This is a genomic window from Cryobacterium tagatosivorans, from assembly GCF_004402215.1.
Lineage (GTDB): Bacteria > Actinomycetota > Actinomycetes > Actinomycetales > Microbacteriaceae > Cryobacterium > Cryobacterium tagatosivorans.
Genome location: NZ_SOEZ01000034.1, coordinates 1 through 14,427, shown reverse-complemented (window position 1 = coordinate 14,427; position 14,427 = coordinate 1). Strand labels below are relative to the sequence as shown.

Below are 14,427 nucleotides of genomic sequence, written 5' to 3'. Positions count from 1 at the left end.
GGTTCAGCCGACCGGTGCGTCGCGTGCGTCGAGGCCGAGCTTGGCGCGCTCTTCGGCTTCGATCTGCGCGTAGACCTTCCGCTCGGTGCGGTCGGCGCGAATGATGGCCCGCATCACGAACCAGAAAATGAGGCCGACCAGGACGGTGGGCGCGAGGGACCCCAGTGCGTTGGCCCAGAAATCATCCATAGTGTTCCTAGGATACGTGCAAAACCCCCTCGACCGTGCCCGCGAAAACGCGCGGCGCCGCACCCGGACTTGGCGTCGACAACCGGACCATGTGGCCGGTCGTCGACGACGGGACGCGCTTCCGTCCGGTCTTGGGGGCGGGGCCCGGTCTCGTCAGGCGGCCGGCTGTCCGGAGCGGGCCGCCGGGCGACCACCGGCCCGGAGGGCGCGGATGACCGCCAGGCACTCGGGCATCCGGTTGAGCACCTGGTCGTGGCGGAATCGATGCCAGCGGTAGCCGCGGAGAACGAGTTCGGCGTCACGCCGCCGGTCTACGTCCCGCGATTGCTCGTCGTCGTGCCACTGACCGCCGTCGAGTTCGATGACCAGCCACCCGTCGATGAGGACGTCCACGCGCCCCACGCCGGAGATGCGTACCTGAACCTCCACTCGCCACCCCTGGTCTTCGGCTGCGAGCCGGAGAAGGGTCTCCAGTCCGGAGTCGGCCCGGCCATTCACCCTGCGGCGGAGGCGACGCAGCCGGCGAGGGACCGTTGCGAAGACCTCGTCCAGATCGCTCGCGCTGAGTAACCGTTTGTTGAGTGCGCTGTCGATGGACGCTACGACGTCGGACTCGCCCCCGATGCGGGCGAATTGAGCAACGGCGTCCCGCGGCGAGACCCGCCATTGCCTGTCGGCCACCTCGGGGAAGCGATCCCGCACCCAGAGCCGACGCTCCCCCGGCGCCGTCGGCTCGAGGTGACTCGCGTCCGGAGGCGAAGCGATCCAGAGGCCCGTGGGACGGGTGACCCAAATCCCGTGGCTGGCCAGGGCGGATGCCGCAGCCAGCCGTCCGCCCAGCGCTACCGCCCGCGTTGCCCGGGAGTCGGCGCCCGGGTGCGCGAGCCAGCGTCGGCGAATCGGTGACAGCCGGCGCTGCTCAACCGCCCGTTGGATGTCACGGTCCGAGTAGCCCAGACCGCGCAACTGCGAGCGGGTCGCGAGGTTGCCAAATCGGGCCATGTCTTCGTGGAGGGATCGATTCATCCCGCGAGTATCTCGCCCGACCGCCCCCCGCCGACCTGGCGGCCTTGAGGTGTGCACAACGCGGGCGCGAGCTCACCGGGGAGGTACGAAGAGGCTGCCGCGCCGAAAACCGGATGCGTGCGCTGGCCAGGCGGGATTCTTCCGGTTTTCGGTCTCACCGGGCCAGTTCTTCCGGTTTTCGCCGCTCGGGCCATCGCCGGGGCGAACGCCGGGCTGGGCGCACGCCGGGGGCGCTACTTGGTCAGGATGCCGTAGAGGCCGGAGCCGACCAGGTACAGGCCGACGCCGCTGACGATCACCCAGACGATGATCCGGTTCGTCGAGGGACCCTTCTTGTCGCCGTCGGGCTTCAGTTCGTCCTTGGGGAGATAGCTCATCAGACTCTCACTTCACTAGCGGGAACAGGATTGTTTCGCGGATGCCGAGGCCGGTCAGGGCCATCAGCAGCCGGTCGATGCCCATTCCCATGCCGCCGGTGGGGGGCATCCCGTATTCGAGCGCGCGCAGGAACTCCTCGTCGAGGCGCATGGCTTCCGGGTCGCCGCCGGCCGCCAGGCCGGCCTGCTCGACGAAGCGCTCCCGCTGCACGACCGGGTCGACAAGCTCGGAGTAGCCGGTGGCCAGCTCGAAGCCGCGCACGTAGAGGTCCCACTTCTCGACGACGCCGGCGATGCTGCGGTGGCCGCGCACCAGCGGGCTCGTGTCGACGGGGAAGTCCATCACGAAGGTGGGGCGGGTGAGGCCGCCCTTGACGAAGTGCTCCCAGAGTTCCTCGACGTACTTGCCGTGAATCGGGTGGTCGATGTCGACGCCCTCGCGGTCGGCGAGGGCCTTAAGCTGGGCGATCGACGTCTCCGGGGTGATCGAGACGCCCACAGCGGCGGAGAGGCTGTCGTACATGCTGATCCGGTCCCAGTCGCCGCCGAGGTCGAACTCGGTGCCGTCGGCCCAGGTCACCACGTGCGACCCGGAGATCGCTAACGCGGCATCCTGGATCAGGGTCTGGGTCAGGTCGGCGATCGAGTTGTAGTCGCCGTAGGCCTCGTACGCCTCGAGCATGGAGAACTCCGGCGAGTGGGTGGAGTCGGCGCCCTCGTTGCGGAAGTTGCGGTTGATCTCGTAGACCCGGTCGATGCCGCCGACCACGGCGCGCTTCAGGAAGAGTTCCGGCGCGATGCGCAGGAACAGCTCGGTGTCGAACGCGTTGCTGTGGGTGGCGAACGGCCGGGCGGATGCTCCGCCGTGCATGACCTGGAGCATCGGCGTTTCGATCTCGATGAAGTTCCGGGCGGTGAACGTCGCCCGGAGGCTCGCCACCGCCTGGGAGCGCTGGATCACGTTGCGGCGGGCCTGTTCCCGCGCGATCAGGTCGAGGTAGCGGCTCCGTACCCGGGTCTCCTCGCTCAGCTCGCTGTGCAGGTTCGGCAACGGCAGCACGGCCTTGGCGGCAACCTGCCACTCCGTCACCATGATCGACAGCTCGCCGCGACGGGAGGAGATCACCTCGCCGGAGACGAAGACGTGGTCGCCGAGGTCGACGAGGTCCTTCCAGTCGGCAAGCGAGGTCTCCCCCACCTCACCGAGCGACACCATGGCCTGGATCCGGCTTCCGTCGCCGGCCTGCAGGCTGGCGAAACACAGCTTGCCGGTGTTGCGCAGGTGCACGATCCGGCCGGCGAGGCCGACCGCGACGCCGGTTTTGGCATCGGCTTCGAGCTCGCCGTAGCGGGCACGCACGGCCGGGATGGTGTCGGTCACCGGCACCGAAACCGGGTAGGCCCCACCGCCCGGGGTGGCCGCCGCGGCATTCAGCCGCTCGCGCTTGGCCAGGCGCACGGCCTTCTGCTCGGTGATCTCAGCCGTGATCTCGTCGGTGATCACGTCGGTGGCCTCGCCGTCGCTGACCTGGGGTGCTGCGTGGTGCTCGCTCATGCGGTTCTCCGTCGGCCTGCGACACGGGCGGGCCCGGCCAGTCGGCAGTGGTGGTGGTTAGGTGATGTCCAGTGGGACGTTGTCGATGAGCCTGGTGCTGCCGACCAGCGCGGCGACCAGCATCCTGGCCGGGCCGCGGTAGTCGTCGTCGACCGGTAAGAAGGTCTGCGGGTGCACGACAACGAGATAGTCAAGCTTAACCAACGGCTGGGCTTCGATGACCGCGTGCGCGGCGGCGAGCGCGGCCGGGGCGCCCTGCGAGGCCACGGATGCCGCCGCGCCCAGGCCGGCCGAGAGCGCACGGGCGCTCTCCCGCTGTTCGGGGTCGAGGAACCGGTTGCGGCTGGACAGGGCGAGGCCGCCCTCCTCGCGGACGGTCGGGACGACGTCGATGGCCAGGCGGAAATTGAGCTCGGCGACCATCCGCTTGATCAGGTAGAGCTGCTGCCCGTCCTTCTGCCCGAACACGGCGGCATCGGGATCGACGATGTTGATCAGCTTGGCGACGACGGTGAGCATCCCGTCGAAGTGGCCCGGCCGGGCTGCACCCTCGTAGAGCGACCCGACGGGCCCCGCGCTCACGCGCGTCTCGGCTGCGCCGTCGGGATACATCTCCTGCGCCGACGGGGCGAAGACGTACGGCACCCCCAGCTCGGCCAGGGCCGCGACGTCCGCGTCGAGCGTGCGCGGATACCGGTCCAGGTCCTCGCCGGCGCCGAACTGCAGCGGGTTGACGAAGATCGAGACGACCACGGTGTCGCCGAGTTCACGGGCGCGGCGGGCGAGGGCCAGGTGCCCGGCGTGCAGGGCGCCCATGGTCGGCACGAGCACCACCCGGGTGTCGGCTCCGGCGACGGCGGAATTCTGCGTCGTCAGGCTCAATCGGTCGCGAAGCTCGGCGATCGTGCCGATCACCTCGGGCATGGCGGGCAGGCTCACTCGTCCTCCGGGTAGTTGGGATCGGCGTTGAATTCGGACAGGTCGAGCCTGTCGGGGCTCGTGTGCGCCAGCGCATTCTCGATGGCGGACCGCACGAGGGGCGCGATGACCGCGCCCGGCCGCTCGATTCCGATCCCTTCCAGTATGCGGGTGGCCTGCTCGACGATCGCCGTCGAGAACGCGGTGGCGGTCTCCACAGCCTCGGCGTAGCTCGGCCGGTCCTCCTCGGACACGACAACGGGCTCGCCGCCCATCTCCACGACGAGCGCCTGCGCGATCGGCAGCACCGGGGTCGGCGCCGTGACCGCGAAGTAGCTGTCGGCCAGCCGCGCGATGTCGATGCTCGTGCCGGTGAATGTCATGGCCGGGTGGATCGCCAGCGGGATGGCGCCGCCGGCCCGCGCCGGCGCCAGGACGGCGGTGCCGAAGCGCGCGGAGGTGTGCAGCACGAGCTGCCCCGGCTGCCAGGTGTCCGTCGCGGCGAGGCCCGCGACGAGGCTCTCCAGCTGGGCGTCCGGCACGGCGATGATCACGAGTTCGCTGCGCTCGACGATTTGCGGCACGGTCAGGATCGGCACGAGCGGGAGGATGGCTTCCGCCCGGTCGCGGCTCTCCCGCGAGATGGCTGAGATGCCGACGATCGCGTGGCCCGCGCCGGCGAGGGCCGCGCCGAGGATCGGGCCGACGCGGCCTGCGCCGATGATGCCGACTCCGAGTCGTCCGGGGCGTTGGGTCATTCGAAGACTCCCGCCTTGTGGTTCCAGCGGTGGCTGGTGTCTGAGGTGGCGAAGCTGACCGCGCCCGCCGCGACCGTCTCGAACAGGCGCACGGCATCGTCGGCATCGAGCACGCCGAGGGATGCCGACACCGGGCCGGCCACGGTGTGCAGGCCCGCGGAGGCGAGGCCGAGCATCCGCAGGACCGGGCCCTGGTCGATCCGCACGCTCTGCAGCCGGGCCAGCGGCACGAGGACGAGTTCACGGGAGACGACCCCGCGGCGCAGCACCGCCGCGCCGGCGGAGACGGCGTACCCGGTGCGTCGCCAGGAGAACGGCCGCAGCCAGGCGGCCCGCCGCGGGGCGTTGGCGAAGCCGTCGCTCCCGCCGGTCGAGTGCATCCCGCGTTCGATGAGCGCGCGCTGTTCCTCGCCGGTGTACCCGGGGAGGATGAGCTCGAGCACCCGGGCTACGTCGGCGGCGGTGCCCACCGGGAGCACCGTCGTGCTCGCCTCGCCGGCGGCGCCCTGGCTGGACGAATGGCCGGCCTTGTTGATGCGCACCCGCCACCAGTCGAACGGCCGCCAGAGCAGGGGCTGCGAGATGCCGATCGCATGGATCCGGCCCGGCGGCAGGGTCTCATTGCTCGTCGAGAGCAGCCCGAAGCCCACCCGCACGCCGTCCGGGGTGCCGGCGATGCTGAAGCGCAGCGACCTGGTGAGCCGGGAGACGAAGTACCCGACGCCTCCGATGAAGGCGGGCACGATCGCGAGGGGCAACCAGCCGCTGCCGCCGAGGGCGCCGCCGACGACCAGGGCGATGGCTGCCAGGACGAGGAACACGGTGAAACCGCTGAGCACGATCGAGCCGAAGAGCCTGCCGGGCGGGATCCGCACGACGGACTCGGGCGGGGCGGCGTCCGGGTGCAGCTCCGGCGCCAGGAACTCGGCGACCCGGTCGCGAGCGAACTCGCCGACCGTGGCGCCGGGTTGCGGCGCCTCCGCGACGCCCGCTTCCGGGTCGACGGTCGCAGCGGCGGGTCGGCGGGCGCCGGACGCGAGGCGCAGGATGTCGCGGCGGAGCTCGTCGGCCTTCGCCGAGCCGAGGTAGGCGAGCGGCACGTTGGCGTCCTGCCCGGCGACGCTGACTTCGAGTTTGGCGGCGCCGAACAACCGGGGGATCAGGGGACGTTCGATGTTGACGCCCTGGATCCGGTCGAGTCGTGCCTTGCGGTTGCTGCGGAAGACGATCCCGCTGCGCACCTCGACGATCTCGTCGTTCACCCGGAAGGTGTGCGCGCGCCAGCTGAGCGAGAACGCGATCAGGATGACGACCAGCGCGCCGGCGAGGCCGAGCAGCGCCCAGCCGACCGACCCCCGCCGGTAGATCTCCTCCAGCGGGTCGCCGCTGCCGACGGGGATGCCGAAGACGAGGTCGAGCACGCGTTCGCGAAGGTTGGCGAGGACGAACCCGAGCGCCGCGAACACGAAGATTCCGCCGCGCAGGAGCGGGGTCGCCGGGTGGAGCCGATGCCACTCGCCGTCGGCCAGCGAGTTCACAGCCCCGCCCGGCGGCTCTCGGCCAGTTCGACGAGCCGGTCGCGGAGGCTCTCCGCGTCCGCTTCGGTGAGGCCGGGGATGGCGACGCCGGTCGTCGCCGCCGCGGTCACCAGCTTGAGGTCGGCCAGGCCGAGCCAGCGGGCGATCGGGCCGCGCGTGATGTCGACCAGCTGCATCCGCCCGTAGGGCACGGCCACGAAGCGCTGGAACATGATGCCGCGGCGGAACAGCAGGTCGTCCTGGCGCAGCTGGTAGCCGATCGAGCGCACCCGGCGCGGCTCGAGGATCAGCGCGACCAGGGTGACCAGGGCCACCCCGGCTCCCGCGTAGAGGGCCCATTGCAGCTCGAGCAGGTACCAGACGGCGGCCGCGGCGGCGCAGGCGATGACCCCGACGACGATCGTTCCGACGATCTCCACCACCACGTAGCGGGGGGAAACGCGCTGCCAGTCGGCCCCGGTGCCGAGATCGAGGCTGCTGGGCCGTTCAGGCACGGAGCCCTCCGGTTTCTTCCTGGCGCTCGTCGTCCGGCTTGTCCGGCGGAAGGGTGCAGAAGAACTCGGCGACCAGGCCGCCAGCGAGGAGGATACCCGCGCCCAGGGCCGTGGCGACGGCGAGCCAGAGCGAGGACGTGCCGGGCAGGACCGTCCGGGTGAAGACGAAGAGGATGATGCCGAGCCCCCCGCCGAGGAACAGCGCGCCGCTGAAGCTGGAGGCCTTGGCCAGCACGGCCACGCGCATGGCCAGGAAGGGGTCCACGCGGCGCTTCGCGTTTCCGTTGGCGGCCTTCGCGCCCTTCGTCGCCTGCCGGATCGGCCAGGCCAGCCAGACCACAACGATGCCGATGATCGCGAGGGTGCCCCCCGTCGTCAGGGGCGGCACGAGGATCGGCGCCCCGGATGCCGCGGCCGCGACCTCGATCAGGAAGCCGACGACGGTGCCGAGCAGGCCCAGCGCGATCAGCGGGGTGGGAGCGCTGCGTTTCATCGCCGGCCGCCCGCGCCCGGCGCCTCGGCCTGGGGACGCACGCTGCTGCCGGCCGCCGCGAGCAGCTCGTCGACGCGGCCCTTCCCCGGGATGACGGCGTCCGGGTCGAGGGCGAGCCACGGGGCGAGCACGAAATCGCGCTGCCACGCCCTGGGGTGCGGAATCGTGAGCCGGTCGTCGGCGAACCGGAGCTCCCCGAAGACGATGATGTCGATGTCCAGGGTGCGGTCCCCCCAGCGCTCGGCGCGCACCCGGCCGTGGTCGTTCTCGACCGCGTTGATCGCGGCCAGCAGTGCGTGCGGGTCGCCGGTGTAGCGGGCCGTGAGCACGGCGTTGAGGTAGGGCGGCGCGGCCGGGTCGACCCCGTGCGGCTTGACCGCGGCGCTCTCGAAGACCGGGGAGACGCCGTCCAGGTCGAGCCCCTCGATGTCGGCGATGGCCCTGGCCGCGTCGGCCAGGGTCGCGGCGCGATCGCCGAGGTTGCTGCCGAGGGCGAGCACGACGGATGCCGGCACGGCCGGCCCCTGGGTCATGCGCGGGTCCTCTCGATGCGCACGGCGACATCCGTGAACGGCACCGAGATCGGTGCGTCGGGCTTGTGCACCGTAACCTGCACCCGCTCGGCCGGCTCGTGGGCGAGGACAACCGCGGCGATCCGCTCGGCGACGGTTTCGATCAGGTCGACCGGGTTGTGTGCCGCGGCTTCGGTGATCTCGACGGCGAGCTCGCCGTAGTGGATCGTTTGGCTCACATCGTCGCTGGCGGCCACCCGGGCCAGGTCGAGCCAGACCGTGACGTCGATGAGGAAGTCCTGGCCGTTCTCCTTCTCGAAATCGTAGACGCCGTGGTGTGCGTTGACTCGCAGCCCGGTGAGAATGATCGAGTCGGTGGTCATGGGACCATTCTGTCGGAACGGGCGAGTTCCAGCACGTTCAAGGCGGCCCGCGTCCCGGCGACGTCATGCACGCGAACTCCCCAGGCGCCCGCCTGGGCGGCCAGCACGCTGACCACCGCGGTCGGCAGGTCGCGGGCGACGATGGGCGCGTCGGCCGGGAGCGCCGCCGCGAGGAAGCGCTTGCGGGAGGCGCCGACCAGGACCGGGAGTCCGAGCTCGTCGAAGGCGGCCAGGTGGGCGAGGATCTGCCAGTTGTGTCCGGGCTGCTTGGAGAAACCGAGGCCGGGGTCGAGCAGGATGCGCTCCCGGGCCACTCCGGCCCGCACGAGCGCGTCCACCCGGGCGGTGAGTTCGTCGCGCACCTCGGTGACCACATTCTCGTAGGAGGCGAGCGCCTCCATCTCCTCGGCGTGGCCCCGCCAGTGCATCGCCACGAAACGCAGCCCGGTGCGCGCCGCGACGGAGGCCATGTCAGGGTCGGCGAGGCCGCCGGAGACGTCATTGATGATGGTCGCGCCGGCCGCAGCGGCGGCGAGCGCGGTTTCGGAGTTCAGCGTGTCGACGCTCACGTCGATTCCGGCTCGGCTCAGTTCGGTGATGACCGGGATCACCCTGGCCTGCTCATCGGCGGGCGACACCCGCGTCGCGCCGGGCCTGGTCGATTCACCGCCGACGTCGATCAGGTCCGCGCCCTGGTCCCGCAGGGTCAGCCCGTGCTGGACTGCGGCATCCGTGCCGGCCCATTTGCCGCCGTCACTGAAGGAATCCGGCGTGACGTTGAGCACCCCCATGATGAGAGTCACCCTGCCGCGCCGATCAGGGCGATGATCTCGGCGCGAGCCGCCGGGGCGCCGAGTTCGCCGCGGGAGGCCATCGTGACCGTCGAGCTGCCCGCCTGCCGCTGGCCCCTGGCGCTCACGCAGCCGTGCACCGCGTCGAGCACGACGAGGATGCCCCGGGGCTGCAGGCCGGCCTGGAGCGCCTCGGCGATCTCCTCGGTCAGACGCTCCTGCACCTGCGGGCGCGCGGCCAGGGTCTCGACGACGGCGGGGAGCCGGCCGAGGCCGACCACGCGGTCGCTCGGCAGGTACGCCAGGTGCGCGGTGCCGATGAACGGGAGGAGGTGGTGCTCGCAGGTGGAGCGGAACGAGATGTTGCGCAGCAGCACCAGCTCCCCGGTGTGCGGCCCGACCGGGATGGTGTCCTGCAGGTGCACGAGGGGATCCTCCCCCAGTCCCGCGAAGAGCTCACCGTAGGCCTCCGCGACCCGCTGGGGCGTCGTCTCGAGGCCCGGCCGGGCCGGATCCTCCCCGATGGCAGCGAGGATCTCGGCGACGGCGGCCTCGATACGCGCCTTGTCCACTGCCACGGGGCAGCCTAGGCGGTCGCGGGGCGCGGGGCGCGGGTGGGTTCGCGCTTTGGCTTGCCCGCGTCTTCGCCGGCTTCCGTCGACGCCGCGGCGCCCTCGAGCGCCACCTTCGGTGCGGGCATCGCGATCGGCGGCCGGTCGGAGACCGGGCGCTTGTCGCTGGAGAGCCACTGCGGCCTGGGCGGCAGCTTGATGACGTTTTCGAAGATCGCCGCGAGGGCGGTCTGGTCCAGCGTTTCGTGCTCGAGCAGCTCCGCGGCCAGCTTGTCGAGGATGTCGCGGTTCGTGACCAGCACCTCGTAGGCCTCGTCGTGCGAGTTCTCGATCAGTTCGCGCACCTCGTCGTCGACGCGCTCGGCGAGGCGTTCGGAGTAGTCGCGCTGGTGTCCCATATCGCGTCCGAGGAAGACCTCGCCGGAGCCCTGGCCGAGCTTGATCGGGCCCACGGCCGCGCTCATGCCGAACTCGGTGACCATCTTGCGAGCGGTCGCCGTGGCCTTCTCGATGTCGTTGGAGGCGCCGGAGGTGGGGTCGTGGAAGATGATCTCTTCGGCGACCCGGCCGCCCATGGCGTAGGCGAGCTGGTCGAGCAGCTCGTTGCGCGTCACCGAGTAGCGGTCCTCTGTCGGCATCACCATCGTGTAGCCGAGGGCGCGGCCGCGCGGCAGGATCGTGATCTTGGTCACCGGGTCGGTGTTGCGCATCGCGGTCGCCACGAGGGCGTGGCCGCCCTCGTGGTACGCCGTGATCAGCTTTTCCTTGTCGCGCATGACGCGGCTGCGGCGCTGCGGGCCGGCCATGACCCGGTCGACGGCCTCGTCGAGGGCGCGGTTGTCGATCAGCTGGGCGTTGGAGCGCGCGGTGAGCAGCGCGGCCTCGTTGAGCACATTGGCCAGGTCGGCGCCGGTGAAACCGGGCGTCTTGCGAGCGAGCACCTCGAGGTCGACGCCGGGAGCCATCGGCTTGCCCTTGGCGTGCACCTCGAGGATGTGCTTGCGGCCGAGCATGTCGGGGGCGTCCACGCCGATCTGGCGGTCGAAGCGGCCAGGGCGCAGCAGCGCGGGGTCGAGGATGTCGGGGCGGTTCGTCGCCGCGATCAGGATGACGTTGGCCTTGACGTCGAAGCCGTCCATCTCGACCAGTAGCTGGTTGAGGGTCTGCTCGCGCTCGTCGTGCCCGCCGCCCATGCCGGCACCGCGGTGGCGGCCGACCGCGTCGATCTCGTCGATGAAGATGATGGCGGGGGCGTTCTCCTTGGCCTGCTGGAACAGGTCGCGAACGCGGCTCGCGCCGACGCCGACGAACATCTCGACGAAGTCGGAGCCGGAGATGGAGTAGAACGGCACGCCGGCCTCGCCGGCCACGGCACGGGCGAGCAGGGTCTTGCCGGTGCCGGGAGGCCCGTAGAGCAGCACACCCTTGGGGATGCGTGCGCCGACGGCCTGGAACTTGGCGGGCTCCTTGAGGAAGTCCTTGATCTCTTCGAGTTCCTCGATCGCTTCATCGGCGCCGGCGACGTCCGCGAAGGTGACCTGCGGGCTCTCCTTGGAGACCAGCTTGGCCTTGGACTTGCCGAACTGCATGATCTTGTTTCCGCCACCCTGCATGCCGGAGAGCATCAGCCAGAAGAAGGCGCCGATCAGGAGCAGCGGCAGCAGGAAGCCGAGCATGGAGAGGAACCAGTTGGGCTGGGGCACCTCGTCGGTGAAGCCCTTCTTCGGGTCCGCGTCGGTGACGGCGGCAACGACCTCTTCGCCACGCGGGGCGACGTAGTAGAACTGGACTTCCTTGCCCAGCTCGCCGTCGGCCTCGGTGAGCGTGAGGTCGACGCGCTGCTCGCCGTCGACGATCTTGGCCTCGGCGACCTTGCCGTCCTTCAGGAACTCGAGTCCCTGCTGGGTGGAGACCTCACGGAATCCGGACATGGTGATCAGGCTCGACCCGACCCAGACAGCGATAACCGCCAGGACGATGTAGAGAATGGGCCCGCGAAGAAGCTTCTTGACGTTCATGATGCTCACAGGCTACCGCGCAGCCACTGGGCAAAGGCCGTGTGTTCGCCCAAAGATGAACTGGGCGGCCCGACTCAGGCGCTCACGGGCTCCACCGGGGCATAGACGTGGCTGGCCAGGACACCCACGGAACGCAGGTTGCGGTACTTCTCCGCGTAATCGAGGCCGTAGCCGACGACGAACTGGTTCGGGATCTCGAAACCGACGTACTTCACGTCGATCTCGACCCGCGCGGCCTCCGGCTTGCGGAGCAGTGCGCAGATTTCCACGGATGCCGGACCGCGGGAGTTCAGGTTGGCCAGCAGCCACGACAGGGTGAGCCCCGAGTCGATGATGTCCTCGACGATGAGCACGTGGCGCCCGGTCAGGTCGGTGTCGAGGTCCTTGAGGATCCGCACGACGCCGCTCGAGGCGGTGCCGGAGCCGTAGGAGCTGACCGCCATCCAGTCCATCGCGATGGGGTGCTTGAGCTCGCGGGCCAGGTCTGCCATGACCATCACCGCGCCCTTGAGGACGCCGACGAGCAGCAGGTCCTTGCCGGCGTAGTCGGCCTCGATCCGGCGGGAGAGTTCGGCGAGGCGATCGCGGATCTGGCCCTCCTCGATCAGGATTTCGGTGAGGTCGCCGTCAATGTCGCGAGGTTCCATGGGGGCGAGAGGGTCCTTTGCTCTGTGCGTGTCCAGGTCTGCTGAGAATCAGCCAGCCGTGCTGCCTGACAACTCTAACGCCTGGCAGGTCGAGCGCCTCCTGACCGTGCCAGTCGGTGACCAGGCGCGCGACGGCGAGGGTGTGGACGCGTTCGAGCGAGACCCCGAACTCGCTCTCGGCCACGAAGCGGATGATCCGCTGCCGGAGGGCCGGCGGGTTCGCCGAGAGCGCGGCCACAGAGATCGCGATGCCGGCCTCGGCCGGTTCGCAGATCTCCGGGGTGAGTTCGAGCACGAGCGCGTCGAGGGCCTCGGCGTCCTCCCGCAGCTGCTCGGCCGTCCGGGACAGGGACTCGGCGACGCCCGGGCCCAGTTCGCGTTCGAGGGTGGGCAGCACCGTTTCTCGCACGCGGACTCGGCGGAAGCGCGGGTCGGCGTTGTGCGGGTCGTCCCAGGGGACCAGGCCCGCGTCGAAGCAGGCCTGGCGGGTTTGCCGGCGACGGATGCCGAGCAGCGGCCGCAGGTAGGCGCCGTTCCGCGGGGCCATGCCCCAGAGGCTCGTCGGCCCCGATCCCCGGGCGAGCCCGAGGAGCACGGTTTCGGCCTGGTCGTCGAGGGTGTGCCCGAGCAGGAGGTGGCGCGCGCCGGTCTGCGCGAGCGCCCGGTCGAAGGCCGCGTACCGCGCGGTCCGTGCCGCGGCCTCCGGCCCCTCGCCTTCCCCGCCGGGTGCGACCGTGACCGGCAGCACGAGCACGGGGTCGAGGCCGAGCTCCCTGGCCTGGCTTGCGGCGGTCGCCGCGACCTCCGACGACTCGGCCTGCAGGCCGTGGTTGACGATGACGGCGCCGGCGCGAAGGCCCGCCCTGGGCGCCTCGAAGGCCGTGGCCGCGGCGAGGGCGAGGGAATCGGCGCCGCCGCTCAGCCCCACCAGGACCAGCCCGTCCGCGGGGAGCAGCTCGCGCACGGCTCGTCGCAGGTCGGCCATCGACGGGGACAGGCGCGGACGGCGTTCGGACTCCATCCAGTAACGTTAGCCGCAGACTTAGACACCGAGGAGATACAGGCCATGGCCGAATACGACGCAGTCATCGAAATCCCCCGCGGGAGCCGCAACAAGTACGAGGTCGACCACGTGACCGGGCGCGTGTACCTCGACAGGGTGCTCTACACGAGCTTCATGTACCCGACCGACTACGGCTACTTCGAGAACACCCTCGGCCTCGACGGCGACCCGGTCGACGTTCTCGTGCTCCTCGACTACCCGCTGTTCCCCGGCGTCGGCGTCTCCGTGCGCCCGGTCGGCGTGTTCAACATGACCGATGACGGCGGCTCCGACGCCAAGGTCATCGCCGTCCCCGCCGGCGACCCCCGCTGGGCGCACATCCAGGACGTCACGGACATCCCGGAGTTCACCCGCCAGGAAATCGAGCACTTCTTCGAGCACTACAAGGACCTCGAGCCCGGCAAGTGGGTCAAGACCGAGGGCTGGGGCGACGCGGCCGAGGCCGAGCAGATCGTCATCGACGGCATTGCCAAGCTGGCCGACGAGGGCCACGACGGCCACTAGGTCCCGAAGCACACGATGAAGGGCCCCGCGGATGCGTCCGCGGGGCCCTTCATCGTGCGTGAAACTTTCGTGCGTGAAACTTTGGTGCGTGAAACCCGGGGCCGCTGCTAGCCGAGCCAGGCGCCGCGCGCGCCCATGAACGGCACCGGGTTGATGCGGCCGCCGTTGACCCGAACCTCGAAGTGCAGGTGGCAGGCGGTGGACGCTCCCGTGCTCCCCGTGCTGGCAATGCCCTCGCCGGTGCCGACCCATTGGCCGTTGCCGACGAAGATGCCGCCGTCGCGAATGTGCGCGTAGCCGGTCGAGACGCCGCCGCCGTTGTCGATGAGCACGTAGTTGCCGTACGTGCCGAGCCGTCCCGCGTAGATGACCCGGCCGGAGTGCGCCGCGTAGATCGGGGCGTAGCAGCCCGTGCCGAGGTCGGTGCCGGAGTGGAAGCTGGAACTGCACCCTCCGTCGCTGCAGATCCTCGGCCGCGGTCCGTAGCCGGCGGTGATGCGGCCGCTCGCGGGCGTCACCCAGTCGCCCCCGCCGCCGCCGCCCGAACTGCCGCCGCCCCCGCCGCCGGCTGCTGCCGCCGCCGCGGCTG

The 14,427-nt window shown here is 70.6% G+C and carries 18 protein-coding genes; 1 reads left to right on the top strand and 17 read right to left on the bottom strand.

The genetic code is table 11. The annotated features are described in order from the left end of the window. Positions 1–3: 3 nt before the first annotated feature. The 16 genes from E3O23_RS06260 to tilS all read right to left on the bottom strand — a co-directional run bounded on the left by E3O23_RS06260 (position 4) and on the right by tilS (position 13,292). Positions 4–189 (bottom strand): hypothetical protein, encoded by a 186-nt coding sequence (locus E3O23_RS06260; RefSeq protein ID WP_134489230.1) that lies wholly within the window; start codon positions 187–189, stop codon positions 4–6. Positions 190–342: 153 nt separating this feature from the next. Then, positions 343–1,215 (bottom strand): endonuclease domain-containing protein, encoded by an 873-nt coding sequence (locus E3O23_RS06255; protein WP_134489228.1) that lies wholly within the window; start codon positions 1,213–1,215, stop codon positions 343–345. A gap of 233 nt (positions 1,216–1,448) precedes the next feature. Further along, the gene (locus E3O23_RS18050; protein WP_166790423.1) at positions 1,449–1,592 is read right to left on the bottom strand and encodes a hypothetical protein; all 144 of its coding nucleotides are present in this window, start codon (positions 1,590–1,592) and stop codon (positions 1,449–1,451) included. A 7-nt stretch (positions 1,593–1,599) separates the two neighbouring features. Then, positions 1,600–3,147 (bottom strand): lysine--tRNA ligase, encoded by a 1,548-nt coding sequence (gene lysS / locus E3O23_RS06250; protein ID WP_134489226.1) that lies wholly within the window; start codon positions 3,145–3,147, stop codon positions 1,600–1,602. Positions 3,148–3,204: 57 nt separating this feature from the next. Beyond that, positions 3,205–4,071: a pantoate--beta-alanine ligase gene (gene panC, locus E3O23_RS06245; RefSeq protein ID WP_134489224.1), complete on the bottom strand. Its 867-nt coding sequence runs from the start codon at positions 4,069–4,071 to the stop codon at positions 3,205–3,207. An 11-nt stretch (positions 4,072–4,082) separates the two neighbouring features. After that, a complete protein-coding gene (locus tag E3O23_RS06240) occupies positions 4,083–4,823 on the bottom strand; it encodes a Rossmann-like and DUF2520 domain-containing protein (protein ID WP_134489222.1) in 741 nt (246 codons plus the stop codon). Further along, positions 4,820–6,361, bottom strand: a complete 1,542-nt coding sequence (locus tag E3O23_RS06235; RefSeq protein ID WP_134489220.1) for a PH domain-containing protein — start codon at positions 6,359–6,361, stop codon at positions 4,820–4,822. Before E3O23_RS06235 ends, E3O23_RS06240 begins: the two co-directional genes overlap by 4 nt. Next, positions 6,358–6,855, bottom strand: a complete 498-nt coding sequence (locus tag E3O23_RS06230; protein WP_241983354.1) for a PH domain-containing protein — start codon at positions 6,853–6,855, stop codon at positions 6,358–6,360. Before E3O23_RS06230 ends, E3O23_RS06235 begins: the two co-directional genes overlap by 4 nt. Further along, positions 6,848–7,348 (bottom strand): DUF3180 domain-containing protein, encoded by a 501-nt coding sequence (locus tag E3O23_RS06225; protein WP_134489218.1) that lies wholly within the window; start codon positions 7,346–7,348, stop codon positions 6,848–6,850. Before E3O23_RS06225 ends, E3O23_RS06230 begins: the two co-directional genes overlap by 8 nt. Next, a complete protein-coding gene (gene folK, locus E3O23_RS06220; protein ID WP_134489216.1) occupies positions 7,345–7,881 on the bottom strand; it encodes a 2-amino-4-hydroxy-6-hydroxymethyldihydropteridine diphosphokinase in 537 nt (178 codons plus the stop codon). Before folK ends, E3O23_RS06225 begins: the two co-directional genes overlap by 4 nt. Continuing rightward, positions 7,878–8,243, bottom strand: a complete 366-nt coding sequence (folB, locus tag E3O23_RS06215; protein ID WP_134489214.1) for a dihydroneopterin aldolase — start codon at positions 8,241–8,243, stop codon at positions 7,878–7,880. Before folB ends, folK begins: the two co-directional genes overlap by 4 nt. Then, positions 8,240–9,046, bottom strand: a complete 807-nt coding sequence (gene folP / locus E3O23_RS06210) for a dihydropteroate synthase (RefSeq protein WP_134489212.1) — start codon at positions 9,044–9,046, stop codon at positions 8,240–8,242. The genes folB and folP overlap by 4 nt, the downstream gene beginning before the upstream one ends. Beyond that, positions 9,043–9,612 (bottom strand): GTP cyclohydrolase I FolE, encoded by a 570-nt coding sequence (gene folE, locus E3O23_RS06205; protein WP_134489210.1) that lies wholly within the window; start codon positions 9,610–9,612, stop codon positions 9,043–9,045. The genes folP and folE overlap by 4 nt, the downstream gene beginning before the upstream one ends. A gap of 8 nt (positions 9,613–9,620) precedes the next feature. Then, on the bottom strand, positions 9,621–11,624 hold the full coding sequence (gene ftsH / locus E3O23_RS06200) for an ATP-dependent zinc metalloprotease FtsH (protein WP_134489208.1): 2,004 nt from the start codon (positions 11,622–11,624) through the stop codon (positions 9,621–9,623). A gap of 74 nt (positions 11,625–11,698) precedes the next feature. Next, positions 11,699–12,271 (bottom strand): hypoxanthine phosphoribosyltransferase, encoded by a 573-nt coding sequence (gene hpt / locus E3O23_RS06195; protein ID WP_134489206.1) that lies wholly within the window; start codon positions 12,269–12,271, stop codon positions 11,699–11,701. Further along, the gene (gene tilS, locus E3O23_RS06190; RefSeq protein WP_134489204.1) at positions 12,252–13,292 is read right to left on the bottom strand and encodes a tRNA lysidine(34) synthetase TilS; all 1,041 of its coding nucleotides are present in this window, start codon (positions 13,290–13,292) and stop codon (positions 12,252–12,254) included. Before tilS ends, hpt begins: the two co-directional genes overlap by 20 nt. A gap of 45 nt (positions 13,293–13,337) precedes the next feature. Here tilS and E3O23_RS06185 point away from each other — a divergent pair, with 45 nt between their 5' ends. Beyond that, entirely contained in the window at positions 13,338–13,838 is a 501-nt protein-coding gene (locus E3O23_RS06185) for an inorganic diphosphatase (RefSeq protein WP_134489202.1), read from the top strand. 107 nt (positions 13,839–13,945) lie between these two features. On the opposite strand, the gene E3O23_RS06180 is transcribed toward E3O23_RS06185, so the two are convergent. Next, a partial coding sequence (locus E3O23_RS06180; RefSeq protein ID WP_134489200.1) for a M23 family metallopeptidase occupies positions 13,946–14,427 on the bottom strand: 482 nt, incomplete at its 5' end.